26 protein-coding genes are annotated in these 25,598 nt (G+C 70.3%); 9 read left to right on the top strand and 17 right to left on the bottom strand.

The features are described 5' to 3' along the window. The first annotated feature begins 57 nt into the window (after positions 1-57). Complete coding sequence (locus ACIBVP_RS00195) at positions 58-1,029, top strand: LysR family transcriptional regulator (RefSeq protein WP_396103720.1); 972 nt, start codon at positions 58-60, stop codon at positions 1,027-1,029. On the opposite strand, the gene ACIBVP_RS00190 is transcribed toward ACIBVP_RS00195, so the two are convergent. The 9 genes from ACIBVP_RS00190 to ACIBVP_RS00150 are packed head-to-tail and all read right to left on the bottom strand — an operon-like array spanning position 949 to position 9,299. Then, positions 949-2,139: a cytochrome P450 gene (locus ACIBVP_RS00190; protein ID WP_396103719.1), complete on the bottom strand. Its 1,191-nt coding sequence runs from the start codon at positions 2,137-2,139 to the stop codon at positions 949-951. The genes ACIBVP_RS00195 and ACIBVP_RS00190 overlap by 81 nt on opposite strands. A 14-nt stretch (positions 2,140-2,153) precedes the next feature. Beyond that, entirely contained in the window at positions 2,154-3,908 is a 1,755-nt protein-coding gene (locus tag ACIBVP_RS00185) for an amino acid adenylation domain-containing protein (RefSeq protein ID WP_396104894.1), read from the bottom strand. A gap of 5 nt (positions 3,909-3,913) precedes the next feature. Then, complete coding sequence (locus tag ACIBVP_RS00180) at positions 3,914-4,744, bottom strand: alpha/beta fold hydrolase (RefSeq protein ID WP_396103718.1); 831 nt, start codon at positions 4,742-4,744, stop codon at positions 3,914-3,916. 19 nt (positions 4,745-4,763) lie between these two features. After that, positions 4,764-5,438 carry a type 1 glutamine amidotransferase domain-containing protein gene (locus ACIBVP_RS00175; protein WP_396103717.1) on the bottom strand — a complete coding sequence of 225 codons (675 nt, stop codon included), beginning with the start codon at positions 5,436-5,438 and terminating at the stop codon, positions 4,764-4,766. Further along, positions 5,435-6,559 carry a cupin domain-containing protein gene (locus tag ACIBVP_RS00170; RefSeq protein ID WP_396103716.1) on the bottom strand — a complete coding sequence of 375 codons (1,125 nt, stop codon included), beginning with the start codon at positions 6,557-6,559 and terminating at the stop codon, positions 5,435-5,437. Before ACIBVP_RS00170 ends, ACIBVP_RS00175 begins: the two co-directional genes overlap by 4 nt. Next, entirely contained in the window at positions 6,556-8,055 is a 1,500-nt protein-coding gene (locus ACIBVP_RS00165) for a pyridoxal phosphate-dependent decarboxylase family protein (RefSeq protein WP_396103715.1), read from the bottom strand. Before ACIBVP_RS00165 ends, ACIBVP_RS00170 begins: the two co-directional genes overlap by 4 nt. Then, positions 8,055-8,399 carry a hypothetical protein gene (locus ACIBVP_RS00160; protein WP_396103714.1) on the bottom strand — a complete coding sequence of 115 codons (345 nt, stop codon included), beginning with the start codon at positions 8,397-8,399 and terminating at the stop codon, positions 8,055-8,057. The genes ACIBVP_RS00165 and ACIBVP_RS00160 overlap by 1 nt, the downstream gene beginning before the upstream one ends. A 28-nt stretch (positions 8,400-8,427) precedes the next feature. After that, positions 8,428-8,961 carry a hypothetical protein gene (locus tag ACIBVP_RS00155; protein WP_396103713.1) on the bottom strand — a complete coding sequence of 178 codons (534 nt, stop codon included), beginning with the start codon at positions 8,959-8,961 and terminating at the stop codon, positions 8,428-8,430. Then, positions 8,958-9,299, bottom strand: a complete 342-nt coding sequence (locus ACIBVP_RS00150; protein ID WP_396103712.1) for a hypothetical protein — start codon at positions 9,297-9,299, stop codon at positions 8,958-8,960. Before ACIBVP_RS00150 ends, ACIBVP_RS00155 begins: the two co-directional genes overlap by 4 nt. 270 nt (positions 9,300-9,569) lie before the next feature. Here ACIBVP_RS00150 and ACIBVP_RS00145 point away from each other — a divergent pair, with 270 nt between their 5' ends. From ACIBVP_RS00145 to ACIBVP_RS00130, 4 genes are all read left to right on the top strand, one after another. Next, positions 9,570-10,319 carry a helix-turn-helix domain-containing protein gene (locus ACIBVP_RS00145; protein WP_396103711.1) on the top strand — a complete coding sequence of 250 codons (750 nt, stop codon included), beginning with the start codon at positions 9,570-9,572 and terminating at the stop codon, positions 10,317-10,319. Positions 10,320-10,932: 613 nt separating this feature from the next. Next, the gene (locus tag ACIBVP_RS00140; RefSeq protein ID WP_396103710.1) at positions 10,933-11,646 is read left to right on the top strand and encodes an SAV_915 family protein; all 714 of its coding nucleotides are present in this window, start codon (positions 10,933-10,935) and stop codon (positions 11,644-11,646) included. A 33-nt stretch (positions 11,647-11,679) separates the two neighbouring features. Next, complete coding sequence (locus ACIBVP_RS00135) at positions 11,680-12,069, top strand: hypothetical protein (protein ID WP_396103709.1); 390 nt, start codon at positions 11,680-11,682, stop codon at positions 12,067-12,069. After that, positions 12,066-13,433, top strand: a complete 1,368-nt coding sequence (locus tag ACIBVP_RS00130) for a hypothetical protein (RefSeq protein WP_396103708.1) — start codon at positions 12,066-12,068, stop codon at positions 13,431-13,433. The genes ACIBVP_RS00135 and ACIBVP_RS00130 overlap by 4 nt, the downstream gene beginning before the upstream one ends. Positions 13,434-13,883: 450 nt before the next feature. Here ACIBVP_RS00130 and ACIBVP_RS00125 read toward each other — a convergent pair whose 3' ends face one another. Next, a complete protein-coding gene (locus ACIBVP_RS00125) occupies positions 13,884-15,731 on the bottom strand; it encodes a phosphoenolpyruvate carboxykinase (GTP) (RefSeq protein WP_396103707.1) in 1,848 nt (615 codons plus the stop codon). Positions 15,732-16,171: 440 nt separating this feature from the next. On the opposite strand from ACIBVP_RS00125, the gene ACIBVP_RS00120 reads away from it, so the two are divergent. The 3 genes from ACIBVP_RS00120 to ACIBVP_RS00110 all read left to right on the top strand — a co-directional run bounded on the left by ACIBVP_RS00120 (position 16,172) and on the right by ACIBVP_RS00110 (position 17,840). Further along, a complete protein-coding gene (locus ACIBVP_RS00120; protein WP_396103706.1) occupies positions 16,172-16,555 on the top strand; it encodes an ArsR/SmtB family transcription factor in 384 nt (127 codons plus the stop codon). Between the two features lie 222 nt (positions 16,556-16,777). Then, positions 16,778-16,984: a hypothetical protein gene (locus tag ACIBVP_RS00115; RefSeq protein WP_396103705.1), complete on the top strand. Its 207-nt coding sequence runs from the start codon at positions 16,778-16,780 to the stop codon at positions 16,982-16,984. Between the two features lie 46 nt (positions 16,985-17,030). Next, positions 17,031-17,840 carry a hypothetical protein gene (locus ACIBVP_RS00110; protein WP_396103704.1) on the top strand — a complete coding sequence of 270 codons (810 nt, stop codon included), beginning with the start codon at positions 17,031-17,033 and terminating at the stop codon, positions 17,838-17,840. 260 nt (positions 17,841-18,100) lie between these two features. Here the strand turns inward: ACIBVP_RS00110 and ACIBVP_RS00105 are convergent, their stop codons facing one another. Beyond that, positions 18,101-18,316, bottom strand: coding sequence for a hypothetical protein (locus ACIBVP_RS00105; protein ID WP_396103703.1), 216 nt, complete (start codon positions 18,314-18,316; stop codon positions 18,101-18,103). A gap of 336 nt (positions 18,317-18,652) precedes the next feature. On the opposite strand from ACIBVP_RS00105, the gene ACIBVP_RS00100 reads away from it, so the two are divergent. Further along, a complete protein-coding gene (locus tag ACIBVP_RS00100; protein ID WP_396103702.1) occupies positions 18,653-19,606 on the top strand; it encodes a glycosyltransferase 87 family protein in 954 nt (317 codons plus the stop codon). On the opposite strand, the gene ACIBVP_RS00095 is transcribed toward ACIBVP_RS00100, so the two are convergent. From ACIBVP_RS00095 to ACIBVP_RS00070, 6 genes are all read right to left on the bottom strand, one after another. After that, complete coding sequence (locus tag ACIBVP_RS00095) at positions 19,581-20,165, bottom strand: hypothetical protein (protein WP_396103701.1); 585 nt, start codon at positions 20,163-20,165, stop codon at positions 19,581-19,583. The two genes, ACIBVP_RS00100 and ACIBVP_RS00095, sit on opposite strands and share 26 nt — an antisense overlap. Then, positions 20,165-20,935, bottom strand: coding sequence for a hypothetical protein (locus ACIBVP_RS00090; protein ID WP_396103700.1), 771 nt, complete (start codon positions 20,933-20,935; stop codon positions 20,165-20,167). The genes ACIBVP_RS00095 and ACIBVP_RS00090 overlap by 1 nt, the downstream gene beginning before the upstream one ends. After that, a complete protein-coding gene (locus ACIBVP_RS00085) occupies positions 20,932-21,492 on the bottom strand; it encodes a hypothetical protein (protein WP_396103699.1) in 561 nt (186 codons plus the stop codon). The genes ACIBVP_RS00090 and ACIBVP_RS00085 overlap by 4 nt, the downstream gene beginning before the upstream one ends. 5 nt (positions 21,493-21,497) lie before the next feature. Then, complete coding sequence (locus ACIBVP_RS00080; RefSeq protein WP_396103698.1) at positions 21,498-22,019, bottom strand: hypothetical protein; 522 nt, start codon at positions 22,017-22,019, stop codon at positions 21,498-21,500. Positions 22,020-22,101: 82 nt separating this feature from the next. After that, positions 22,102-23,382 (bottom strand): CHAT domain-containing protein, encoded by a 1,281-nt coding sequence (locus ACIBVP_RS00075; RefSeq protein ID WP_396103697.1) that lies wholly within the window; start codon positions 23,380-23,382, stop codon positions 22,102-22,104. Beyond that, a complete protein-coding gene (locus ACIBVP_RS00070) occupies positions 23,376-25,592 on the bottom strand; it encodes a hypothetical protein (protein ID WP_396103696.1) in 2,217 nt (738 codons plus the stop codon). Before ACIBVP_RS00070 ends, ACIBVP_RS00075 begins: the two co-directional genes overlap by 7 nt. Between the last annotated feature and the right edge of the window lie 6 nt (positions 25,593-25,598).

Below are 25,598 nucleotides of genomic sequence, written 5' to 3'. Positions count from 1 at the left end.
GATCTGATCGCACAGCAAAAGCGACTCTTCGCACCGATAATTCGGTAGCATCGCTACATGAATCTCGGTCGGCTGCGAGCGCTGGCGATGGTGGCCGAGCACGGTTCGGTGGCCCGTGCGGCCAAGGCGATGCACGTCACCCCGTCGGGGGTCTCCCAGCAACTCGCCAAGCTGGAACGGGAGTGCGGGTACCGGCTCCTGGACCAGGTCGGCCGCGGTGTCCGGTTGACGCGGGCGGGGGAGGTCCTGGCCGCGCACGCCGGCCGGGTGCTCGCACAGCTGGCGGAGGCGCGGGCCGACCTCGCCGCGCTCGACGACGAGGTCGTGGGGCCGCTACGGATCGGCGCGGTCGGCAGCGTGATCCGCGCGTTGCTGCTCGCCCCGCTGGCCGGACTGATGAGCGACAACCCCAGGCTGAGCGTGTATCTGCGCGACGGCGAAGTGGTCGACATGATTCCGCTCCTGCTCACCGGCGAGCTCACCGTGCTGCTGATGGAGTCCTGGGTCGTCCGGCCGCCTGAACTGCCCGCGGGGTTCGCGGTCCACACTCTGGTTCGCGAGCCGGTGAACCTGGCGATCGCCGAGAGCCATCACCTGGCGCACCGCTCCCGGATCGCGCTCGTCGACCTGGCGGACGAGTCGTGGACCTGCTGCCCAGCGAACACCGAGTCCCACAACGCGCTCGTGCAGACCATGCGCGGCCTCGGTGTGCAGCCCGAGGTCAGGTTCACCGTCTCCGAGTACCCGAGCCAGCTCGCTCTCGTCGCCACCGGCCTCGCCGTCGCGCTCGTGCCGGCGACGGCCCAGCGCATGACCCCGGACGGCGTGCGATACGTCCCCACCACCCCACGGCTCCACCGGGAGATCCGGATGGCATGGCGAGCGGACGACGAGAGCCCACCCATCCGTGCCCTGCACGCCGCGCTGCGCCGAAGCCTCCCATCGAGGTCAACGCCCGACGAAGCGCACCGGCAGCGACCTGTACCCCCGCACGACGATCGCGCGCAACCAGTCGGGCTCCCTGACTAGTTCCACATGCGACACCCGGGTTGCCAGCTCTCGCAACACGATCGACAGCTCGACGCGCGCGAGGGCCGACCCGAGGCAGTGGTGCACTCCGTGCCCGAAGGCGACGTGCCGGTTGGGACTGCGGGCGGGGTCGAACGTGTCGGGGTCGGCGAACTCGGCAGGATCCCGGTTCGCGGCAGGCAACCACACCACCACCGGTGTACCGGCGGCCAGGTCGCGCCCGCACAGCACGACGGGCTCGGTGGACACCCGCAGCACGTGCATCGCGGGCGAGGTCCAGCGCAGTACCTCCTCGACGACGACGTCGACATCCGCGCTGCCGTCCCGCAGGCGCGCCAGGAGCCCGGGCACGTTGGCCAACGCGTGCACCGCCCCGGTGATCGCGTGCCGCGTGGTCTCGTTGCCGCCAATGAGCACGTTGTCGCAGTTGAGCAGCACGTCCTCGGTCGTCAGCCCGTCGTCGGCCACCAGCCGGCTGATGAGGTCGGCGCCTGGGCGCCCACGGCGGGTGGTGATCAACTCGTCGAAGTACACGAGGATCTCGGTGTGCGCCTGACGCGGCGTCATCCCTTCGAAGAGTTCGTCCGCACCGCCGAACGCGTGGTTGGTCAGCCCGATGAGCATGTCCTGATCCGCCGCCGGCACACCCAGGATGTCGCACACGACCGCGGCCGGGATGCGCGGGCCGATCGCGTCAGCGACGTCGCACACCGGTTCGTCGAGCACGCGGTCGAGCACCTCGTGCACCTCGGCGCGTACTCGCGCCGCCATCGCCCGCGCACTCGCCCGGGAGAGCAACGGTCCGACGATGCGGCGCAAGGCCCGATGTGGGTCGCGTTCGGCGACCACCATCATCCGGCCGCCCGACGTGTCCGGGTGCTCGCGGTCAAAGCCGATCATCATCCCGTACTCGGAGGTGAACGGCGCGGACGGCGCGAGGACCTCGGCACATGCCCGGTGCGAGAACACCGACCAGAACCCGGCGGGCGAACTACCCGGGCCGCTCCAGACGATCTCGTCCGCCACCGCGAACTCGCGCCAGCGGGTGTGCCGCCCCAGAGTGGCGTACAGGTCGGGGTCGCCGAGGTCGACGTCGACGATCGTGTCCATTCTGGACCTCCAGACTACGCTGATGCGCCGTCGAGCACCTTGGCGAGTGCGGCCACGGTCGGCGCGTCGAAGAAGGCCTGCACGCTCAACCGCACCCGCAAGCCGGTGCGGATGCGGCTGACCAGACGGGTAGCGAGCAGCGAGTGGCCACCGATGTCGAAGAAGCTGTCCTCGACGCCGACGCCGCTGACGCCGAGTACCTCGGCGAACAGCGCGGCCAGCTGAGCCTCGGTCGGGGTGCGCGGCGCTCGGCGCGCTGCCACGGTGTCTGTGACCACGGCCTCCGGCGCGGGCAACGCCCCCCGGTCGACCTTGCCGTTGGGCGATGCCGGCAGCCGCGGCAGGCGCACGATCACGTCGGGCACCAGGTAAGGCGGTAGCCGCTCTCGCAGGCGTGCCAGGAGGCGATCGGTGTCGACACGGCCACCGGCAACGGCCGCTACGTAGGCGACGAGCCGGTTCTCGTGCGCGGCCACCACCGCCTGGGCCACGTCGTCGACAGCGAGGAGCGCGCTCTCGACCTCGCCCGGTTCGATCCGGTGCCCCCGTACCTTCAGCTGGTCATCGACCCGGCCGACGAACACGAACTGACCATCCGGGCCCACCCGCACCCGGTCGCCAGTGCGGTACATGCGGCTGCCCGGCTCGCCGAACGGGTCCGGCAGGAACCGCTCCGCGGTCGCCATCGGTCTGCGGAGATACCCGCGGGCGAGGCCCGGGCCGGTCACGTACAACTCCCCCACCTCTCCGTCCGGGACGGGCCACAGACGCGCGTCCAGCACGTAGGTGCCAACGCCCGAGATCGGTCGACCAATCGGTGGCGTGCCCTCGCCCGTCAGCGGATCGCTCGCGGTGACGGCGACGGTGGCCTCGGTCGGGCCGTACGCGTTGATCATGATCCGGCCCCGGGCCCAGCGGTGCGCGACGGGAGCGGGACATGCCTCGCCCGCGACCAGCAGCGTCAGCCCCGTTGGTAGCCCGCCGCCCTCCTCGAGCGGCGGCAACGCCGACGGCGGCAACGTCAGGTGCGTGATGCCCCGCGCGCGCACCAGCCGGGCCAGCGGCTCCCCGGGCACCAGGTCGGACGCCGTCGCCAGCACGAGGCAGCCGCCGGCCGCCCAGGCCGGCCAGAACTCCGCGACCGAGGCGTCGAAGCTGGGCGAGGCGAAGCCGAGCACCCTGCTGTCCGGGCCAAGTCGCTGCCGGCGCACGTAGTCGGCGGCCAGCCGCGGTATCCCGCGGTGGGTCACCACCACCCCCTTGGGCCGCCCGGTCGAACCCGACGTGTAAATGACATACGCCGGGTGGTCGGCACGCAGCGGTTCGAGCCGGTCCCGGTCGGTCAGGTCCGGCCCAGCCGGGCCGTCCTCCAGCGTGATGTCCAGCACCAGCGAGGGGCCGGCCATGTCCTGCCCGGGAAGCCGCAGCAGGCAGTGCGGCACCGCGTCGTCAAGCATCCGCTGCCTGCGCTCCGCCGGGTAGTCCGCGTCGACCGGTACGTATGCCCCGCCCGCCTTGTGCACGGCGAGCATCGCGACGACGAACTCGATCGACCTCGGTGCGGCGATGGCCACCAGCCGTTCCGGGCCGACGCCGAGTGCCACGAGCCGGCGGGCGAGCCGGTTGGCGTGCGTGTTCAGCTCGGCGTAGGACAGCGTGGTGCGTCCCATCGTTACCGCAGGCCGGGACGGCACCGACGCCGCGACCGCCTCGAACAACGCGGGCGTCGTCGCGGTGGTCGAGACGTCGACGCCCGGCGGTACCGTCATGCGGGTCACGCCGTCTCCTCCAGCCGCTCGCCGATGTCCTCCCGGATGAGGTCGATCAGCACGCGGTTCACCACCCCCGGCGCCTCCAGGTAGCCGAAGTGCCCACAGCCAGGGATCGTGCGGTGCGTCGCACCGGGAACCGCCGCGGCCAGCTCTCGCCCGGCCGCGGGCGGTGCGACGAGGTCGTACTCGAACGAGATCACGTGGCAGGGCACCGCGATCTCCCGGTAGGCCTCGACGCGGTCGGGCAACGCACTCAGCAGCAGCTGTGAGCGCACACCCGGCCCGCCCATCCCCGACGCCGAAAGCAGGTCGAGCCAGTCCCGGGTCAGCTCGTCGTCGGCGAGGGTGGTCGGGCCCAGGTTGTGCAACGCACGAACGGCGGCGAGGTAGTCGGGCGGCAGCTGCGTGCCGGACGCGATCAGCTTCGCCTCGCCCTCCGCGAGCATCCGCTGCACCGGACTGCTCCGGGCGCACGCGGCCATCAACACCACCGTGCCCAGCAGTTCCGGATGGGCGAGCGCCAGCTCCTGTGCGATGTACGCGCCCATCGACGTGCCGATCACCCGGCACGGCGCGACATCGAGGTGATCGATCAGGTCCGCCACGTCCGCGACGAGGTCATCGATCGTGAACCCGTCCGCGCCGTCGTCGCTGGGCGGGATGCCGCGGTTGTCCATGGTGATGACCCGGTACCGGGCGGCACGAAGCGCAGGCACCTGGTGCAGGTCCCACACCGAACCGGGAGCACCGGTACCGGTCAGCAACAGGACGGGCGGCCCGTCACCGCTGTCCCGATAGGACAGACGGACCCCGCTCTTGGTCGTCATGAACACGTCGGTCCTCCCGATCCGCTCACCGCACGCCCACGGTGTCAAGCAGGCCCCGAGCCAGTGGGCCGGCGGAGGCAGGGTTCTGTCCTGTATGGAGGGTGCGGTCCACCACCACGTGCTCACCCCACGGTCGACTCGAGGCGGAGAACATCCCACCCGCCGCGCGCAACCGGTCCTCGGCCAGCCACACCATGCGCTCGCGCAGCCCGGTGTCGCCCTCCTCCTCGTTGGTGAAGGCGGTCATCCGGTAGCCGGAGAACAGCCAGCCGCCGTCAGCCGCGGCGGCGGGCAGGAACGCGGCCGGTGCGTGGCACACGGCCGCGACCGGCCTGCCGAACTCGACCATCGCTCGGACAAGCGCGCCGAACGCGGCCGACTCGGCGAGGTCGACCATCGGAGCATGACCACCGGGTACGAACAGCAGGTCGTACGCCTCCGGGTCGGCATCCTCCAGCACGCGCGGGGCGGCCAGGTCCTGCACGGTGTCCAAATAGGACCTCCACTCCGGAGCCATCCCGGCGGGGTCGGCAGTGGGCGGTACGCCACCGGGAGTGGCTACCACGATGTCGACCCCGGCTGCGCGCATGACTCGGTGCGGCGTCGCGAGTTCCTCCGGCCAGAAGCCACATGGATGATCGCTGCCGTCGGCGAGCGGCAGCCGGTCAGCACCGGTGACGGCGAACAAGGCGGTGGTCACGGTGCGCTCCCAGTCGTTTCGGGGTCGGCGTCGTCGGCAGAGGCCTCCTCCGCGTACAGCCCGAGCGCATCCAGGACGGGTCGGTCGCTGAAGGAGAACAGGCAGGCGTCGTCGTCCGCGTCGTCATTGGCATGGCGGTGCCACGCCCAGGACGGAACGCAGAAGATGTCGTTGCGGCGCCAGTCGAACCGCTGTCCGGCGATGACCGAGTGGCCTCGTCCCTTGGCGACCTGGTAGACCACCGAACCGGTGTGCCGGTGGGTTCTGGTGCGCTCGCCGCGACGCAGCATCTGCAGTGCGGCACCGAGCGTGGGCGTCACCGACCCGCCGGTCGCCGGATTTTGGTATTCCATCAGTACTCCGTCATACGGGGATCCATCGGTGACCTCCGCGTAGTCGCGCAGGGCCTGGTAGGCCATGTCCCACGGGTAGTACAGCAACGGTGAGGTGGGCTGCGCCCGCCGGTGATCCGGCCGCAGCAACGCGCTGCCATGGGTGTGCAGCGACGCGTTGACCGGCTTGCCGTGCACCTGGTGGACGTCCGGATGCAACTGGTAGAAGTTCGCGTCCAGCGTGTTGACGAGCGGGTCGTCGGTGCCGTCCTGCCAGATCACCGGTGCTTCGAGAGAGTCGGTGCCGTGTTCGTGCCACACCTGGCTCGGCGTGACGATGAAATCGCCGGGACCGGCCTCGACGCGGTCACCGCCGATGACGGTCCACGCGCCGGTGCCCTCCATGATGAACCGGAGCGCGGTGGCGGCGTGCCGGTGCGCCGTCATCGACTCCCCCGGGTTGAGCAACTGCAGGCCGCTGTAGAGGTGACCGACAATCGGCGCACTGCCGTGCGGCGTGGCCAGTTCCTCTCCGCGGCCAGGATTGCGCAGTGTCATCACGCGCAGGGCGGAGTCGTCGGAGCGGACGAACCGCGCGGAGCGCAGCGCGAGCGGGCGCAGGTCCTGGTAGCGCCACAACATCGGTACCGAGGCGGGACGCGGATGCCACGCACCCTGCTCGACCGTCCACCGCGCCTCTGTGTGCAACTCCTCCAAGCGCGCGTAGAACGAGTCGTCCGCCGTGTCGTCGTCGGCGGTGTCTGCTGCTGTGGTGTTCGCGGTGGTCACGCTGTCTCCTCTCGCACGGCGCACGTCCGGTCGTGGCAGGCGGTCGCCGTGTCGTTGAGCAGTTCCCACAGGGCATGTATGTCCGTCGCCGTGGTCTGGATGTTGCCGATCGACACCCGGATCACATATCCGACGTCCAGCACGGTGTGCGACACGAAGGACCGGCCCGACTGGTGCACCGCGAGGCAGATGGCCTCGTTCAGCTCATCGAGCCACGCACGGCGATCCACACCGGCGGGTGGGGTGCCCCCCGGGTCGTACCGCAGGCAGACCAGCGGCAGCACCGAGTCGGCCACGACGGTCCAATCGGGATGGTTGGTCGCCGCCGCGCGCAGCCAGTCGGCGTAGTCGACGCGATCGGCCAGGCGCCGGGCCAGACCTGCCCGGCCGAACGACCGGATGACCCACCAGACCTTCAACGCCCGGAACTGCCTGCCGAGCTGCAGGCTGTAGTCCATGAAGTCGACCGAACCCTCGTCCGGCACCGTGCGCAGGTACTCCGGCACCAACCGAAACGCGTCCGGCAAGGCGCCTCGCCGTCGGCAGTAGAACGCGGAGACCTCCATGGGACAGAACAACACCTTGTGCGGGTTCACCACGACCGAGTCGGCCGCGCCGAGGTCGGCCAGCTCCGGAACGAGCCGGTCCACGAGCCGCCAGAACCCACCGAACGCGGCGTCTACGTGTAGCCAGACGCCCCGCTCCGCGCACATCTTCGCGAGTTCGTCGACCGGGTCGATCGCACCGGTCGACGTGGTGCCCGCGGTCGCACACACCGCGAGCGGCAGCACGCCGGCGGCGATGTCCTTGTCCAGTGCCGCCGCGAGTGCCGCGGGGGCAAGCCGGTGGTGACCGTCGGTCGGCAGCCGGACCACGTTGTCCAGTCCGATGCCGAGCGCGATCGCTGCCTTGTCCACGGAACTGTGCGCCTGGTCGGACGTGTAGACCCGCATCACCGGCAGTTCCCGCCCGGCGATGCCACGCTCGCGCACCTGCAAACCCGGTACCGCGTCTCGCGCGGCGACGAGTGCATACGTCACCGCGAGCGAGGCCCCGTTCACCAGCACGCCGTCGGCATCCACCGGGTAGCCGGCCATCGCCGCGAGCCAGCCGAGCACGGTCCGCTCGACCGCGGACGCGGCGGGCGCGGTGCGCCATTGCTGTGCGTTGACGTTCAGTGCGGCGGTCAGCATCTCGGCGAGAATCGCCGGCCCGCTGGAACTGTTGCTGAAGTAGGCATGAAAGTTCGGGTGGTGCCAGAGGGCGAGGTGCGACACCACGTCGTCCCAGGTCTCGTCAAGCAGCCGCGGGAACGGGGTTGGGTCCTCCGGCAGTTCGGCGTCGATGCGCCGCTGCAACTCGACGGCGGAGATCCCGGGCGTGACCGGGACGTCCCGAATGCCGGCGAAGTGCGTACGCAGCCGCGCCAGCAGCGCGCGGCCGTTCTCCTCAAGCTCCTCGGGTGCCCAGTCACCCAGCGGCTCGCCGGTCTTCATCAGTGGCCGTGCCCGTGTCCGTGGTCGTGGTCGCCGTCCACATCCACCGGCAGTTCCTCCATGTACTCGATGTCGCGCTGGCGGGTGCAGTACCTGGTGTGGAAGTCGGCCAGCAGCGACTTCTCCGCATCGCACAGCCGGGTGTGGTCGGCGACGCTGCGCCAGGGGTAGATCATGATCACCTGGGTCGGGTCCGAACCGCGTCGAAAGAACCGGGCGTGACCCGCCCAGCCCGGGTCCGCATGGGCGTTGGGCCCGGTCAGGTCGTCCATCTCCTGCATCAGCTCCAGCGCACGGTCGGCTACTTCGTCGCGCAGGTACCAGGTTTCCTTCACGGTCACCATGTCTCGCACTTCCCTTCGTTCGGTGTGATCAGCCCTCGGCCGCGTCCTGGCCGTTGAGGAACTCCTGGAGCTGCGACTCGCCGCCCGGCACGAACTTCTCGCAGATCAGCATGTGGTGACGCCGGTTGCGTGCCTGGGCCGACCAGAGCTGCTTGGCCGCGACGCGGGTGTCGGCGGGCAGGGTCCCGTCCTGCTTGCGATCGCGCAGCATCGCACGCAGCTCACGCAGGTGTGCCAGCATCTGGCCGTGGTCGCGGTTGAGCGTGCCGGAGAATCCGGGGCTCAGCAGCGGTTCACCCATGGACGGCCGGATCAGGTCGCGGTAGGCGTGCGGCGGGAAGTCTGCTGCGTACTTCATGCTCGCGGTGGCCGCGTCATAGAGATGTGCCAGATCTCCCAACAGGCGGTCCGCGTCTGTCCAGCGTGTTTCCCGGCAGGCCACGTGCAACTCGACGAGCATGCTGTTCATGACGATCAGCTTGAGGTGGAACACGTGGTGGCCGAGTTTCCACCGCCGGATGGCGTCCGCGAAGCCGGCCGGGAGCGTGGCGGTGCGCGTCATCGGCCTGGCTCCGCCGCCGGTGTGACGGGAACGGCCGTGAGCCACCTGTTCAACGTCGAACGCAGCACGAGCACGACGCCGTGCAGCAAGTCGGCACGTTCGCCGTCGTGCAGGCCACCGTTGGGCATGTCGTCGAGCAACGCTCCCGTCGCGGCCACACAGCTGCGCGTCCACGCCTCGAGATCGCCGTCGGCACGGATGATGCGGAAGTAGCGGTCGTACTCGGCGCCCGTGGCGGCGCCGGTCACCGGATCCGGAACCCGCCCCTCGGCGGGCAACGACACGGCATCGACCAGTCCCAGGTCGGGGACGTTGTCGTCCTTCAATTCACTGGCCATCCACTCGCACCTTCCGTCCATGCAGCGAATTCAGAATGCGCATGCAAAACGACTCTTGCGATAACGCCACGCGGCCGTCAAGAAGAAATGGTCGAGCTACCCGATCGGCGTAGGGCGGATGTTTTCTAAGTTTTTTAACTCACCGCGCCGGCCGTCCGGCGGTCGGCATGTTTGCCAGTCGCCTGATCGAGTGGTATGACTGTGGTATGGGGGATCGCCTGTCTATGGATTGCCAGGAATTGGACACTAGCGCTACCTTTCCTCGTTCGGATGGGCCCCGCTGAGTCGGCGCCCGACGCCGGGGAGGGCGGCGCCGGCCAACAGCCCTACCGCGCCCTGGTGAGCGTCGGGCGACGTCGACCAGCAGCCGTCGTCGCGGCATTGGAGAACGTGCGCGGCATCGAGATCCTCGCCAGCGTCTCGGGCATGTTCCGGTCCCTGCAGGCGGTCGACGAACTGCGTCCAGATCTGGTCGTTCTCTCGGTCGACGGGTACCTGGACGGCGGGCTGCGACTGTTGCACCGGTTACGCGATCCCGGTCGCCATGCGAGTGACATCGTGCTGGTCACCGAGCGACCGGAAGCGGCGTTGATCCGCAGTGCTGCCAAGTACGGCGTGCTGTCCTGCCTGGTACCGCCATTCGAGGAGGACGCGGTGTCCGCACGGGCCAACGGCTGGCTCAACCGATGGCGACGCATGACCCGCCTGCCGGCTCACGGCCCGCTGGACCAGGACGGCGTCGACCAGATATTTCCCCCAAAAGTCGGAGCTCATGGCCCGTCGCCGTCCGGCGGCACCCGTGACCGTGTGTCGGCCATACTGCGGGAACAGCGGCGCGGCATGTCGGTATCGGACATCGCTCGCCGCTGCCGACTCTCAACGGTCGCGACCAGCAGGTATCTGCGACAGCTGGTCGACAGCGGCGAGGTGGTGATGTCGCTGCGCTACGGGCAAGTCGGCCGCCCCAGACACCACTACCGCTGGAAATCCCCAGCCGACGAAGACAAGGGCATGGGGTGACCGTCGTCAGATTCCCTTCTTTTGCGAAATTCGACCGAAACGACAAATGCGAAGCATGTAACCAAATCAGGCCGGCAGGACCGGTCCCGAGATTATTGATAAGTATTTTCTCAGCAGGGCCGCCTGATGAGCGCTCCACCCAGTTCAAAACCCCGAGATAGGCGTGTGGCCCGCACCCGGGGAATGATCCGGCCGATCTGGCACGCCCGGAGGACTCGGCGGGCACAACGCCGAACGGGCCATATCAGCAGCGACTTTGGCAGCCACTGGCCGAGGTAGGACCCCTCGCGCCCGCCGAGCGTCCGGACAGGCATGAGCGTCCGCCGGGTGGCGATCCTGATCAAGAACTCCGCCCGACCGCGGAGCTCGCAGAGCGAGAGCAGTTGGCCGAGTCAGTCGTTTCGACCACGCGAATGTGACACATCTGCTAGCGTTGCCACACTGGAGCCGGGATGTACGAGAGCTGACGCGAGGGGTGACGACATGGGACGACCGGCTTGTTCGCCCTGTGCTGGCGACCGATCCACAGCCCGTGCCGATTGGTGCGCAGGTTGGCTGAACAGCGCAACCATGTTCGTACGCAACTAAACGCGCTCATCGCGAGGAACTCGCAATGTCACTGTCGGAGTCACCGTCGGAGAACGGCGTGCACCGTGAGGGCGGCGCGCTCGCACCATTCGATCGTCGTGCGCTGCGAGACCTGCACGAGGTGGCCGTCGACGCGGAGATCGACGAGTTGCTCGCGTTGGCGCTACCCGACGGCGACCTCGAGCTGTTCATCACGGAGCGGAACGAACAGGTCCTCTTCTGCTACACCGAGTTACGGCATCTCGTCACGGCCTGCGGTCCCGGACAACCACGGCTTCGAGTGCGCCTCCCGCATCTCGTCGCGTCCGCCGAGGCGGCGGGGCATCCTCTGTTCCTCGCCCTGGACACCTGGCATCCCGCCGGCGTCCGCTACGCCGATCCGGACGTGCGGGAGCTCGAACCGTTGCCCTCCGCCGATCCGGTGCCGCCGATCACGCGTGTGTGGATTCCCACCCGTCCTGTCGAGCCCGGCTCGAAGGAGGCGAGACCCGAACTGCACTACGTGGCCGCCGATGAACCGATGCTTCTCGGCTACCAGTCGCTGAGCGACCTGCTCGACAGCTGCGGTCCGTACCAGGCGGCCGTCGCGGTCCACCCGCGGGACCTGGACGAGATCGTCCGGACGACCGGCGCCCACGGCGTCCTGATGGACGCCGTACTCGATGAGGACGTGCGGCATTCGGCCCCTGTCGTGGACTGGCGACGCGAGGACCCGTTCTCCGTGGACGGTGACCGTTGACAACCACCATCATCCGTTCAGGAAGGATCGTTCATGCCAGACGGTTACAGCTACGAACCGGCAGCCCTTGACTCCATCGCCAGTCAGCTGAAAGCCGCCGCCTCCTCGCTCGACAGCGCCACACAGGGCAAGGTTCCCGACGTCGACGCGGGGAAGTCGACGAACACGGTTGGCGCGAGGATCTCGGTCGTGCACAGTGCCGGGATCGCATTGGCCCAGTTCCTCGACGACAGTGGGCACGCCGTAGAGGTCGGCCACGGGAACTACGCCGACATCGAGAACACCAACGCCGGAGAGTTCGCCGCGACGGAACGCATCAGCGCCCTGACCGAGGCGAACCGTCAGCAGGACAGCGGGCTCCTCGACACACGGGTGTACGACGAGGAAAAGCGTACGGACGCACGATCCTGGGAGAATCGATGACCGCGCTCAGCACGCATGTCAACGGCAGCCCCGGCACGTGCACCGCGACCGCCGACTGGCTCAAGAAACTGAGCCTGATGGGTACGGCGGCGGGCACCGCGGCGACCACCGCACGGAACACCGCGCTGTCCGGATGGACCGGCCCGGCCGCGGGCGTGTTCATCAACGAGGTGGTTGCGCCCCGTGACGACTGCGACGACCTCGCCTACACCTGTTACACCTACGAACAGGGGTTGCGCGATTTCGCCGGCGCGCTGGAAAGCATCGGCAGGACCATGGACAGCGCGACGAAGACGGCAACCGACGGCGGGCTGACGGTCGAGGGCACCCTCATCCATGCGCCGGACCGCGCGGCGATGGTCGGCGAGCCACCGGCGAAGCCGTCGACGGCCACCACCGACAACATGAAGGCCTACAACACGGCGGTCGCCTCGTTCAACGCCAAGGTCGACGCGTACAACGCGAAGGCGGCCGTGTTCAACGCGTGCAGCCAGATCGTGAAGCAGGCACGGATCGCCGAGGACGAGGCGCACGGTGCGCTGCTCGCGGCGTTCAACGCGCCGGGCCAGGGCAGCGGCGAAGCGTGGAACATCGGCCTGAAGTCGGCGAAGGAAGTCGCGTCGTTCGGGAACGAGTACGACGAGAAGGATCCCCGCTACGAGACGGCGAAAGCCCGCAACGCCGCCCTGCGGGAAGCCAACCGCTGGGACGACAAGGCACAACTGTTCACCGACTGGGCGAATGGTGAGCGTTACCAGGAGTTCACCTCCGCCCAGCGCGCGACGCTGCGAGCGGCGGCCGAACACGCCGGCTCACTCAGGAACGAGGCGCTCGCCAGGGTGAACCAGTACGAGGAGTTCCTCACCAACCCCGCCTATCAGTCCACCCGGGAATGGGTGCGGAAGGCAGCGGACGGCCGACGCGGCAAGGTGACCGAGGTCCCGGGCGCGCACAAGGCGCGTGCGACCTTTCACCGGCTCCCGTACCTTGGCGCGGGCCTCGGCGTCGGCGTCGAACTTTTCGGCGCGGTCAAGGGTGAGCAAACGTTGTACGCGGCAGGAGCGAAGATCGGCGCCGACGCGGCTGTCGGCAAGGTCGCCTCGACCGTGATCACCAAGGTGCTGCCGAGAATCGGCGGGCTCGGCGGGGGCCTGATCGGATTCGGCGTCAGCGTCGGAGCCGGCTTCGCCATCGACAAGGCGGTCGAAACCTTCATGCCGGACCACTACAAGCCGGAGTACAACCAGCCCAAGGTCCAGATGGCTGAGCGCATCCATACCGGCGGCCCGCTCACCCCGCCGCCACAGCAACCCGGAGGAACACCGACGCCGGGCGGCTCCCCAGGACCGGCACCACAACGCTGACACTGCGCGCTGACGGACAACCTTGTGCGGGCCCGGACATGACCGGTCGCGACCGCGACCAGTTCCGGGCGGATCCGCGTGGCATCATCGCGATCCTGGATCCATGCACATGAAGGAGATGCGGATCGCCGGGATCGGCGCCGCGTTCGAGAAACCCATGGGCGACAACGAAAGTCCCGCCACCGTGGCCAGCCTGACAGTCGGCGGACTCGTGATCCCGCCGTCCGGCAAGACGATGCGCGGCGCCCGCCGTCACCAGACGAATCATGACGCCACAGGGTATGGCCCCACCCGGATTCGCAACGCCGCCCTGGTAGATCCGGACATCCGCGATCGTGAACGGCAAGGTCGTGCATCGACCGCACCGCGAGGTCGGGGCTGTGGACCTCGAGGTCCGGTACCGACGCCTCGAACTCGGCGATCGCCTCGCGGGAGGGACGCGTCCGAGGATCAGGTGGGCAGGTCGGCCAGGCCGGCGGTGATGCGGCGGTGTGCCTGCCAGATCGGCTCGGGCAGGTCAGCGAACTGGGCGAGGTGGCGCTCCCGGTTCGCCATCTCCGTGCGCCAGCGCGCGACGTCGATCGACAGCAGGCGCTCCAGGTCACCAGCGTCCACATCGGCGCCGTCGAGTTCGAGTTCGTCGGCCGTGGGAATGATCCCGACCGGCGTGGCGCGGCCGGTGACCTCACCGTTGTTCAACCGCACCAGCCACAGCAGCGCACGCAGGTTGTCCCGGTAGCCCGGCCACAGGAAACGGCCGTCATCGGGGTCGCGCTGGAACCAGTTCACGTGCGCGAAGACCGGCTTCTCCCGCGCGGCGCCGATGATCTTCAGCCAGTGCGCCGCGTACGCACCCTCCGGGTAGGCCATGAACGGCCGCATCGACATCGGGTCGTACCGCAGTTGCCCGTCCACGCCCTCGGCGGCGAACGTCGCCTCGGCGCCCAACGTCAGCCCGTCGTACACGCCCTCGGCGAGGTCGGTGATCGCACGGATCAGCGGCTCGCGGTCGCGGGTCCGGCCGCCGAAGATGATCGCGTCGATCGGCACGCCACGTGGGTTCTCGAAATCCGCGGCGATGTTGGGCACGTTGGCCAGCGTAGTGGTGAACCGGCTGTTCGGGTGTGCCCACGGCGCGTCGCGGCGGTCGGTGGGCCGGTCGCTGATCAGCTCGCCGGTCCAGTCCCGCCACCCGGCCACGTCCGCGGGCGGGTGCGGTGTCCTGCCTTCCCACCACACCTCGCCGGTGGGCTCGTGGTACGCGACGTTGGTGAACAGGGTGCCGGTGCCCGGCCCGACCGAAGCCAGTGCGGTGGGGTTGGTGGTCTCGTTGGTGTCCTTGGCGACACCGAACACCCCGAACTCGGGGTTGATCGCGTGGATCCGCCCGTCGGCTGGGTCGGCCCAGAGCCAGGCGATGTCATCGCCGTAGAACTCCACGTGGTAGCGGTCGCCCAGGGCGTCCGGGGCCAGCATCATCGCCAGGTTCGTCTTGCCCGACGCGCTGGGGAATCCCCCGCACACGTGGTACTTCCTGCCGGTCTTCTTGTCGGTGATGCCCAGCAACATGAACTGCTCGGCCAGGAACTCCCCCGACGCCCAGCCGTCGTAGGCGGCCTGCCGCAGCCCGTGCGCGATCTTGCCGAGCAGCGCGTTCCCGCCGTAGGACGAGCCGAAGTGCAGGATGGTGCGCTCGTCGGCGACGGTGACGAAGTACCGCTGGTCGTCCGGGGTGCCCTGGCCGAGGTTCGGCAGGTCACCGGTGACGTGCACGGCCCGGACGAACGAGTCCGGCTCGGCCAGTGCGTTGATGTGGTCGACGCCGACCCGGGCCATGCGAATCATGTGCAGGGCGACCGTGCGGTGGTCGGTCAACTCCACTCCGGCCGCGTACGCCTCGAGTGGCGAGCCCGGCGGCGCCATCAGGTAGGGCACCACGTACATCGTCTTGCCGGCCGACGCGCCACGCATCCGCTCCTCCAGCAGCGGGCGCATCTCCGCAGCCGGCCGCCAGTTGTTGTACACGCCCGCGTCGGCCGGGTCGTTCGTGGCGACGATGGTGCGTTCCTCGGAGCGGGCGGTGTCCTTGACGTAGCTACGCGCGTAGTAGCGGCCCTCGCCGGCCGGAAGGATCTCCCCGGCGTCCAGTGCCTCCCGGATCAGCCGGGCGTCGTCGGCGGCGCCGACCACCTCGACCCGCGCCGCACCGGTGACCTCCGCCCAGTGCCGCACGTACTCCCGAACAGGGGCGTTCTTCAACCCGGCCCCGTCCAGCACACCATCCACGTCAGCGCCCACGAAACCTCTCCTTCACGGGAACGAGACCTCGAACGTAGCCATCGAACACCGGCCCGGATGCCGGGGAACGTGTTCCGTCCGTCACTGGATCGATTGGCGCATCGATCCAGCCGACCAGCACAAACACACGTTCCGCGCGGGCGGGCACAGACCCGGGGCACAAGGCGCGGCGGCGACCAGCGTGCGCGTCGAGTCCGTGGACGATCATGACGCCGTCTGGTACAACGGTGGTCACGTGACGGGTCGTCACCTCGGCCACGGTCAACTGACGCACTGTCGACTCCCACCCCGGCGTGCGGGTGGCCGTGGCGCACGCGTCGCGGCATGCCCTTTCAGACTTGCTAAGGTTAGCAACTGTTGAACCCCTGCGACCAGGTGTCCTGTTCTCGTTGTGGGGCGCGGGCCGGCCGTATGTCGGGAGCGTGTGGGGAGGAGTGCTGGTGAGCAGGCCCCTGTATCAGCTCAAGGCGGAGTTCTTCAAGACGTTGGGGCATCCGGCGCGGATCCGGGTACTGGAGCTGCTGAGTCAGCGGGAACACGCGGTCGCGGAGATGCTGCCGGAGGTCGGGATCGAGCCGGCGAACCTGTCGCAACAGCTGGCGGTGCTGCGCCGCGCGGGTCTGGTGACCACCCGCAAGGAGGGCTCGAACGTCTACTACTCGCTGACCAGCCCACATGTGGCCGAGTTGCTGTCAGTCGCCCGACTGATCCTGACCGGGGTGTTGTCCGGGCAGGTCGAACTGCTGGCAGACCTCGGCACCCCAGCGTCCTCGGCGACGAACCGGGGCGGCGGCTCGCCCGGCACCACGTCGCGGCGTGGCTAGACCCGCACCTCGTCCCCGTTTCACAACCCGTGCGGAAGCGCGGGTGGCCGAACCGTCTCGACCCTCGCCGGCGACTGGGCAACCGGCCAGGTAGGACACGCGGGCACCCGTGTGGCTGGTCTCGCGCGATCCAGTAGTTGCGAAATTACTTAAGTGCGCAGATGATGTATTCGTCATCGAGTGGGGTGCGGCGTTGGATCGCGCGCGGGAGACATGGGGACGATGAGCGAGTTCGAAGCGGTCCTGCGAAGCCAGGTCGCCGACGGTCTGAAGACGCTGGACAAGGCGTCGCAAGCCGGTCACGACCACGAGGTCCATGTGCACGTAGCCCGCATCCGGGACCTGCTCGACGTGGCCGCGCGGCACGGCATCGACACCAGCGAGTGGGTGGATGCGGCCGTCCTGGAATCCGCGACCCTCGGAGACTGATCATGGGCGCGTTGTCCCGGCATCCGGCGATCCTGCGTGGCACCGCGTGACCGCCGAACCACGACCGGAACACCTGGTGGCCGTGGTGAGCGACGGCGGCGCGGTAGCGCCGAGCGCGCGCCGGTACGCAGCGCTGATCGAGGACCTCGCCGGGCTGCCCGTCCGCGTGCTGGGCCCCGCCGGCGGCGGGGAGCAGCAGGACGAGACCGACCTGCGCGCGTTCCCGCCCGAAGTCGCCACGATCTTTCTCCAGCACGCACGGCCCGAGTTCGCACGTCAGGTGCGGGCGCTGGCGGGCTGGCGGCCCGTACTGACCGACCAGGACACCACCGCGATCGCCCTGGCGGCGGCGCTGCTGACCACCCTGAGCCGCGCCGGCCGCGCGCCACGGGCCAGCAAGGTCGTGATCGCCGGTGCGGACAACCTGCCGATCCTGTGCCCGCTGTTGATGGTCTGCGGGATCAGCGACATCACCACCTGGAGCCCGGCCGACGCGATCACCTTCCCCTTGCGACGCATCGCCGCGGGTGCACACGTCGTCGTCGACCTCCTCGACGTCACCGCCGACCTGGAACCGCTCACGCCGCACGCCGAACCGACCGTTCTCGCGCCGGACGAGGCGAGCGACCCGCTACTCGCGCTGCCCGGTCTGCTCCGCGCGCTCACCGACTTCCCCGGCGCACGCCTGGACTTCGAGGTCTACCACGACTGTGCGCTCGCGCTGGTCATGGCCACCCCACCCGACGAGCGCTCACCGGCAGGACCGGACGCGGCGCTCACCGACCGGGTTGCCGACGCCGCCGCCCGGGCGCTCCGCAAGCTGGCTCACCGCCCTTTCGACACCACGATCGGCTGACCGGCCCGACGACGCCGCAGCATCCGCAGGGAGACGACGACCACCGCAGCCATTCCCGGCCTTGACCAGGCCCCCACCACCCACCAGACCTTGCTGGCCAGGTCGGTGTGGTGCGGCGGGACCCGATCGCGCTGCACACCGAACTGGAAGCTCTCAAGCAACGCCTCACCGAGACAGCGGCACCATGACGCTCAGCGCGACCGCACCGGTCATCAGGCGGACGGGCACCGTCACCAAGCGGCCGGCTTTGGCGGATTCGCCTACTTGTCGAGGTCGACGAGGGCCGCGGCGAGGCGGAAATACTTGTTGGCACCGAGGTCACGCACCGTCTTGATGTTGAAGGCCGCGGCCAGCTTGTCAGCGTCACCGTCGCTGACACCTGCGAGCGCGGCAACCGGAGCGTCGAGAAGCTCGGCAAGGCTGAGGTTTTCGTACGCCTTGTCCAGGTGCTTGTCGAGGTTGGCGGAGATGGCCACGTTGTTGTCCTCTCACTGGTTCGACGGGCGGTAACCGCTCAGGACGCTAACCGATCTCCCACCCTGGTCGCCTGCTGACAATTCCGGCAGCCGACGCCTCCACGACCCTGAAACGCGTTCCTGCCGCGCACTTTCGGCAACGCTCAGCCCGATGCGTCGACGCGGGAAAATCACCCACGTGAGCGAGATCGGCGCGCCCGGATCGCCCAGGCCATCAGCGCCCGAGCACAACGATCACCTGCCACCTCCGAACACTGCGGTAACCGAGCCGAACCCGGCCGCGCCGCCGGTGCGCAGCACGCACCCGGCGAGTGGGAGTCCACATCGGACAGCCGCGTGGCGACACTCCGAAGCACGACACCGCCGGACGACGCGTTGTCGGCGATCGTGTCGACCAGCCGTCGAGAACCTTCGCGCCGCCGTCCACCGTGGTCGCTCACGGTCGGCGCCACGGTCGCCGCGCTGCTCGTGCAGCCCGTTGACCAGGTCCTCCAATGTGGACAGGTCAGCCTGGTGCTGGTGGGACTCGTCGCGCTGGACCTGCACCTGCCGGAGACCTCGCGGGTCAAGGGCGTGCTGTCCGGCATCGCCGCGGGCATCAAGGTGTATCCGATGGCGATCGTGCTGTACTACGCCCTCACCGGCCGCCGCCGGGCCGCGGCGACTGTTGCGGGCGCCGCTGCGGGCACGGTCGCGCTCGGCTGGCTCGTGTTCCCGGCGTACTCGGCGGAGTTCTGGTTCGACAAGGGCCTGCAGCCCGACCGGCTCGCCCCCATCGGCTGGGTCGACAACGAGTCGATGCGGGCCATGCTCGCGCGCGTGCTGCACTCGACCGAGGTGACCGGGCCATGGCTGGTCGCCTCGATGCTGGCGGTGACCGCCGCGGCGGTCACCGCGACCCTCGCGCACCGGATCGGCGAGGACGGTGTCGGCCTGGCCGCCGTCGTGCTCGCGATGGTGCTCGTGTCGCCCGTGGCCTGGCACCACTACTGGGTCTGGCTGCTGCCGGTGTCGATCCACGTCGGCGACGTGGCCCGGCGACGACGCAGCACGGTGCTGTGGGCGTGCGCGGTGGTCCCGGTCGCGGTGCTGGCGCTGCGCATCAGCGTGTGGGTGATTCCCGACCCGCCGTACGACCCGCTCACCCTCGATCCGCTGCCGATGATCACGACGAGCATCTGCACGTTCGTCGCGATGGCGGTGCTCGCGGCGCTGTGCGCGTGGGCGGTCGCGGCACGCCGGGAGCGGATTCCGGCGGACGGGGCTACCCGTGCTGTGCCGACAGTGTGACCAGCTCGAGGTCGGGCCACAGGATCGCGGGGCTGCCCGGCCGGATGCGGACGGCGGTGCCCTGCCGGTGGCCCGCGATCTCCTCGGGGAGGTGGAAGCCGCGGGCAAGGTGATGCTCGGGAGCCGTGTCCGGCCGCGACACCTCGACGTCGAACAGCATCTCGGTGTGCTCGCCGAGGGTGTGCGTGCCCGCGTGGACCGCGCGCAGGGTCGCGGCCACGAGGTCGTCGTCGGCGGAAGCGAGGTCGGGGAGCAGGCCGTGCGCTGCCCGTTGTGCGACGAGCCCGGCCAGCTGCTGTTCGCGGGTCAGGTCGCCCGCGTAGGTCACCACGTCCGGGATCGACGAGTGTGCCCGCACCGCGACGATCCGGCCCGCGCGCAGCTGAGACCACCGCCGGGGGCGTTCCTTGACGAGCAGGAGGGCGGGCCGGGCACCCGGTAGCTCGACGGAGACGCTCAGCGACAGTGTGTGCCGCGGATCCGGTGCTGTCCTGCTGAGGTTGTCCTCGACGCCGGTGATGGCGGCGTACCGGACGGGTCCGGGGTTCGCGGTGCCCATCAGAACGGGAACCAGCCGAGGACGGGTTCGCCGGGCCGCTCGGTGAGGACGCAGACAGGCACCTGCCTGCTTCTGCGCATCGCGCTGGCCTCCTCCGGCCGGACGAAACCGACCGCCGTCAACGGTTCGCCCGCCACCCTGACCACGGCCGCGACCTCGACCGAGTCCGCCAGCACCCGGCCGGTGGGCCGGACGTCGAGGACCTCGGCGAGCTGCCGGCGCCCGCGTGTCCAGGCCGCGTGCTGGTGCTCGTCGAGCAGCCCGTGGTCGCGCCGGTAGTCGGCCAGCAGCAGGCCGAGCTGGTCGGCCGGATAGTCGAGGGCGAGCCGCATGCCCTTGCCGTCGCCCGGATCCACGATCGGCACGAGCATGCCGGGCTGGAGTTCGCGGAGGTCATGGAGGTACTCCTCCAGCACGACGGGATCGCGCTGCCCGTCCACGTCGAGCGCCAGCCGGACGGTGTCGATCGAGTCCGAGATCCCGTCCGTCGCCCACCACGGGGTGAGCCTGCCGACGGTCGGGCGCGGCAACCCGGGTCGCCATCGGACCACCCCGACCGCGGTCGTCCACCGGCCCGTCATGGCCAGCGGTTCGCTCAGCTTCCGGCGGTCGAGGTCCCAGGAGTCCCGTGTCCTGGCCGCCACCCGGCGGGCGACGGCGGCCAGTTCTTCCGGCGTGCTGAACGTTTTCCGGTCGAAGATCGCCAACGCCACCACGGACAACAGCACCAGTCCGTTGACACCGACGACCAGCCATCCCACGAGGTTCATCGAAGCCGCCTCCCGATCCGGTGCCGCGTCAGGGGTGACCCGGGTTTCGGCGCACCCGAGAAGTGGACGCTCTCCGTCGCCATGCGGACGCCGTCGAGGTCGTAGCCGCTCCGCAGTACGTCGTCGTGGGCGTCGCTGAGGAAGACCCGGGCGGTCGTGTCGGCGAAGACGCGTACCGACCACGTGCTGCCCCGGACGAACCGGTCGCGGTCGTCGTCGGCGATGTGGTCGGCGAGGACGGAGTCGAAGCCGCCGCCGGGCGTGTCCACCCGGACGTGGATGACGGGCCGTCGACTGTCGAGCTCGTCGACGACCTCGGTCGTGTGCCCGGTGACCGTGGCCTGGCGCGGGTGCGGGTCGAGCGCGGGGAGGGGACCGAAAGCCAAGTACGGCATCCAGCCCACCAAGCCGGCGAAGATCATCAGTAGTGGGAGGTACCACGGCAGGTCGAACCGGATCGCGGCGATGACCCACAGCACCAGGGCGAGCGGGCCCAGCCGGATGGCCCACACCCGGCCCGGGCGCGGGCCGGCGCGGTCCCGGCAGAAGTCCGGCATGGTGGCTACGTCCGGAATCGCTTGCGCGCCAACGGTGATCCGGGTTTCGGCCGGGGCCTCTGGGTGTGCTCGCCAGGGTGGCGGATGCCGTCGAGGTGGTAGCCGCTCCGCAGTACGTCGTCGTGGGCGTCGCTGAGGAAGACCCGGGCGGTCGTGTCGGCGAAGACGCGTACCGACCACGTGCTGCTCGGGTGGAACCGGTGGAGATCCTCGTCGGCGACGTTGTCGGCGAGCACGGAGTCGAAACCGCCGTCCGGTGTGTCGACCCGTACGTGGAGGTTCGTCCGCTCGTAACCATCTTCCTGGTCGTAGACCTCGAGGGTGTGCTCGACGACCGTGGCCCGGTAGGTGTGCGGGTCGAGCGCGGGGAGGCGGGCGACCCGCAGTCGGATGACCCAGACGAGGAAGCCCGCGGGAAACGCGAGGAACGCCGGCAGTGGCGAGAGGTACCACGGCAGCTCGAACCAGAACCACGCGAACGCCCACACGGCGAACGCTGGTGTCGCGTAGGTCGCCAGGAACACCATGCTGCGCCTCTTTTCGCTGGCAGTCGCCGTGACCACGGGTAGGCCGGCGACACGTTCTCAGGAGTGTGCCGGTCCCCGCTGCCTACCGATCACAGGTTCGGCCGGTGATCGCCGGAGCGGGCGCGTACGCGGTGGAGAAGGCCGCCCACAGCAGTGGCGAGCATGCCGGCTCGCCGGTCCGTGCCCAGCGCGTGGCCATGTCCCGCTGCCACGTGCCCAGCGCGGCGACCGGATCCGCGGACTCGTGGGTGTCGTTCACGGCGACCACGGTGTCGGCCAGGACGGCGCCGTCGATCCCCGGCAGGTATCTGGCGAGCCCGGCGTCGGTCGGGAGCACCCACCTGGTCGCCGTCACGTACTCGGCCCCACCGTGCACCATCGCGGTGACCAGGCCCGCCGGTTCGGCGAACCGCGCGTCGCTGCCGCTCTCGCAGGCGATGAGCGCCACCCGGTTCGGGATGCGCCATGGTTGCCGCGTGTCCGGCCGGTGACCGAGCACGATGTCGGCCGCGGTCAGCGGGCGGTGTGCGCCGACCAGCGGCGCCAGGCCGGTGGTGCCGGGTCCGCAGCACAGGTGCAGGCGCACGTCGAGCCCGTGTCCGCCACGTGTCACGTGCCCGACGTAGAGCAGCCGCGACGCGTCGGCCAGGGCGCGTTCGAGGACGTCGCGGTCGACGTTGTCGGGGCGCAACGCCCGCGCGCCCGTCGGTGCGAGCCGCGAACCCAGCCGCGTCAGCATCCCGGCGAGCGCGGAGTCGGCGGCGCCCGGGCCGAGCACGGACCCGAGCGCCGACGCGGAGTCGAAGCCCGGCACGACCGGGTCGAGCACGCCGACGACCGGACCACCGGCACGCCATGGCGACACACACCGCTCCCGCGCGTTGCGCACGGTCGCGGGCACCAGCACCGACACGTCGACGTGGTCCACGAGCCGCGTGCCGGGGTCGACCAGGAGGGCCTCCCACGGCACCTGCGCGGTCGACGGCGACGGCTGGACCCGCAGGTGCGGTCGCACGCCGTCGCCGCACACCGCCGTCAGCTCGGCGGCGAGCCGGGCCGGGAACAGGCCGGCGGCGAGGCGCTCGGCCAGGCCGGTCTCGCGGGACCGGTCGACCAGCGGCCCGTGTCCAAGAGACCGTTCGAGCGCCTGCTCGCCGCTCTCACCGGCCAGCGGTGACGGGACGGCGGCGGCGAGTTCGTCGAGCGGCCCCCGGACCTCGTCCCGCGGCAGCACAAGCACGCGCTGCGCGTGGGGATCGTGTTCCCAGCGCCACGACAGGTACAGGTGCCCGGCGTCGACGAGCGTGAGCTGGACGGCAGGCCGCGTCGTGTTCCGTGTCGTCCTCGGTGCGGTCGTCACCACGACCGCACCGCCTCGGTCGAGCGCACCGCGAGCGCGTAACGCGCCTCGGCGAGGTCGATCCAGTCGTCGAGGACCGAGCGCACGTCGGGGTCGAGCCGCACCCTCGGCGGCAGCGCGAAGGCGTGCGGGCCGCAGGCGGGGCCGGTCCCGGGCGCCGGTGCCGGGAGGGTGACCACCTCGTCCGGGCGCACCGGCCGCGCGCCGGACGACTGGGCCGACTCGCCGGGCAGCGATACCGCCGCGGCGAGGTGGTCGAGGTACGCGCCCGCCAGTTCGACGTCGTCGAGGGCGGCGATGGCGGCCAGCGCCGCACGGGTCGCGGGGGCGGCGGCGAGCGCGACCCAGCGTTCCCGCATCGGCCCGGGGGCGAACCGCTGCCGCAGCGCTTCCGCCGCGAGCGCGGCGGGCAGCGCGAGGTCCAGCGAGCGGCGGCGCAGTTCGCGGCGCTCGTCTTCGGTGGGCACGGTCGCGGCCCACCTGGCGAGCGCGTCGGCCAGCCACCAGTCCATGCCGAGCGCCGCGTGCCACAGCCCGGCCCGTTCGCTCGACTCGCGGGCCGCGCGGTAGCGCTGTTCGGCCTCGGCGAACTCGCCGAGCGCCTCCAGCGCCCCACCCTGCACGTGATATGTCGCGACCAGCGGGATCGGCGCCGGGTCCGGCCCGAGGGCGTCGAGTACTCGGTCGAGCAGTGTGAGCGCGGTCCGTGGCTCACCGCGGCTCACCGCGACGGCGGCCCGCCCGTGCAGGCAGGTGGTGAGCTGCAGGGTGTTCCCTATGCGGGCGAACAGTTCCTCCGCCGCGCCGTACCGCTCGTCCGCCACGTCGTTCTGACCGTCCAGATAGGACAGCCGGGCCAGGCCGAGCAGTGCGGCGGCCTCGCCGTTGGCGTCGCCCACCGTCGCGAACAGCACGCGGGCCAGGTCGAGATGCTCGGCGCTCACCGCGGCGTCCCCGGTCGCCTCCGCGATGTCGGCCAGCGTCATGTGCGGGTACGGGGAGAGGTGCGGCGCGACCCGGCCCGCGACGTCGAGGGCGGTCCCGGCCGCGGCGACGGCCTCCTCGAACCGGCCCGCCGCGGCCAGCACGGTGGCACGGACATGATGCAGCGAGACCGCGGCGGGCCCGTCGCCCGGCACCGCCTCGGCCGCCTCGTCGAGATCGCGCAGGGCCTCGGCGTAGCGCGACTTGTAACGCAGGTACTGCGCCCGCGTGGTCAACGCGCCGATCCGGTCGGCGGTCGTGCCGTACTCGTCACCCACCCGGGCCTCGATCTCCCTGGCGAGGTCGATCGACTCGGTGCTCAGCCGGAGCGCGTCGTCGAAGTCGCCGAGGGTGGCCGCGAGACCAGCCCGGTTCCCGGCGATCGCGGCCCGGCACACCAGCGCCTCGACGTCCCCGTCCTCGCTTTCGTCGGGCACGAGGGTTTCGCGGTAAGCCTCGTCGAGCGTGGCGGCCGCCGCGCGGAGATCGCCCGACTGGACGAGCTCGGCCCCCTGCGCGTTCAGTTCGACGCAACGTCGCCAGCGCTCACCGATCGGCCGCACACCATCCATAGTGGACTCGGCGAGTCGGCGGTACATCGTGGCGTGCTCGTCGTCGCCGACCGCGTCCGCGATGAGCGCGAGGTTCGTGTACGGGTCCGCGGCGAGTTCGGGAGAGTGGGCGAGCGCGAGCTCGACCGTGGCGAGCGCCGCGTCCTGCGCCTCCGACAGGCGTCCCGTGACCATCAGCAGACCGGTCCGCACGTTGTGCAGGGCGATGGTGAGCGGCTCACGATCGTCGCCGGCCACCGCCGCGTCGGTGAGCCCCCGGTCGACGTCGGCGAACGCCTCGTCGGCCCGGCCCGCGCGGATGGCCACCTGCGCGCGCAGCGCGTAGGCGTTGGCGCGCACCGCCGTCGTGCCGAACCGGTCGCCGACCTCCCGCTCCACCGCCGCGGTCAGCTCGACCGCGTCGGTGACCAGCCGGGTGGCCCGGTCCAGGTCGCCCTGGTGCCCGGCGAGCGCGGCGAGGTTCGCGAGGGTCGACGCGCGCCACGCCAGCCCCTCCACGTCGACGTCGTCGGTCATCGTCATCCGGCGGGCCGCCTCGAGCGCGGCGGCTGCGGCCTCGACGTCACCGGACTGGAGCAGCCGCACGCCTTCGTCGTGAAGCTGTTGCCACTCCTGCCCGCGTGCTCCGCTGACGGCGTGGACAGGGTCGACGTTCACCGGCCC

It is taken from the genome of Actinophytocola sp. NPDC049390 (genome assembly GCF_044466355.1).
Taxonomy (GTDB): Bacteria; Actinomycetota; Actinomycetes; order Mycobacteriales; family Pseudonocardiaceae; genus Actinophytocola.
This window is presented reverse-complemented; position numbering and strand designations above follow the sequence as displayed.

Coding starts and splice junctions, on each gene's coding strand:
- ACIBVP_RS00195 (WP_396103720.1), top strand. CDS start 58: ATGAATCTCGGTCGGCTGCGAGCGCTGGCGATGGTGGCCGAGCACGGT.
- ACIBVP_RS00190 (WP_396103719.1), bottom strand. CDS start 2,139: ATGGACACGATCGTCGACGTCGACCTCGGCGACCCCGACCTGTACGCC.
- ACIBVP_RS00185 (WP_396104894.1), bottom strand. CDS start 3,908: ATGACGGTACCGCCGGGCGTCGACGTCTCGACCACCGCGACGACGCCC.
- ACIBVP_RS00165 (WP_396103715.1), bottom strand. CDS start 8,055: ATGAAGACCGGCGAGCCGCTGGGTGACTGGGCACCCGAGGAGCTTGAG.
- ACIBVP_RS00160 (WP_396103714.1), bottom strand. CDS start 8,399: ATGGTGACCGTGAAGGAAACCTGGTACCTGCGCGACGAAGTAGCCGAC.
- ACIBVP_RS00155 (WP_396103713.1), bottom strand. CDS start 8,961: ATGACGCGCACCGCCACGCTCCCGGCCGGCTTCGCGGACGCCATCCGG.
- ACIBVP_RS00150 (WP_396103712.1), bottom strand. CDS start 9,299: ATGGCCAGTGAATTGAAGGACGACAACGTCCCCGACCTGGGACTGGTC.
- ACIBVP_RS00145 (WP_396103711.1), top strand. CDS start 9,570: ATGGGCCCCGCTGAGTCGGCGCCCGACGCCGGGGAGGGCGGCGCCGGC.
- ACIBVP_RS00140 (WP_396103710.1), top strand. CDS start 10,933: ATGTCACTGTCGGAGTCACCGTCGGAGAACGGCGTGCACCGTGAGGGC.
- ACIBVP_RS00135 (WP_396103709.1), top strand. CDS start 11,680: ATGCCAGACGGTTACAGCTACGAACCGGCAGCCCTTGACTCCATCGCC.
- ACIBVP_RS00130 (WP_396103708.1), top strand. CDS start 12,066: ATGACCGCGCTCAGCACGCATGTCAACGGCAGCCCCGGCACGTGCACC.
- ACIBVP_RS00115 (WP_396103705.1), top strand. CDS start 16,778: ATGAGCGAGTTCGAAGCGGTCCTGCGAAGCCAGGTCGCCGACGGTCTG.
- ACIBVP_RS00095 (WP_396103701.1), bottom strand. CDS start 20,165: ATGGGCACCGCGAACCCCGGACCCGTCCGGTACGCCGCCATCACCGGC.
- ACIBVP_RS00090 (WP_396103700.1), bottom strand. CDS start 20,935: ATGAACCTCGTGGGATGGCTGGTCGTCGGTGTCAACGGACTGGTGCTG.
- ACIBVP_RS00085 (WP_396103699.1), bottom strand. CDS start 21,492: ATGCCGGACTTCTGCCGGGACCGCGCCGGCCCGCGCCCGGGCCGGGTG.
- ACIBVP_RS00080 (WP_396103698.1), bottom strand. CDS start 22,019: ATGGTGTTCCTGGCGACCTACGCGACACCAGCGTTCGCCGTGTGGGCG.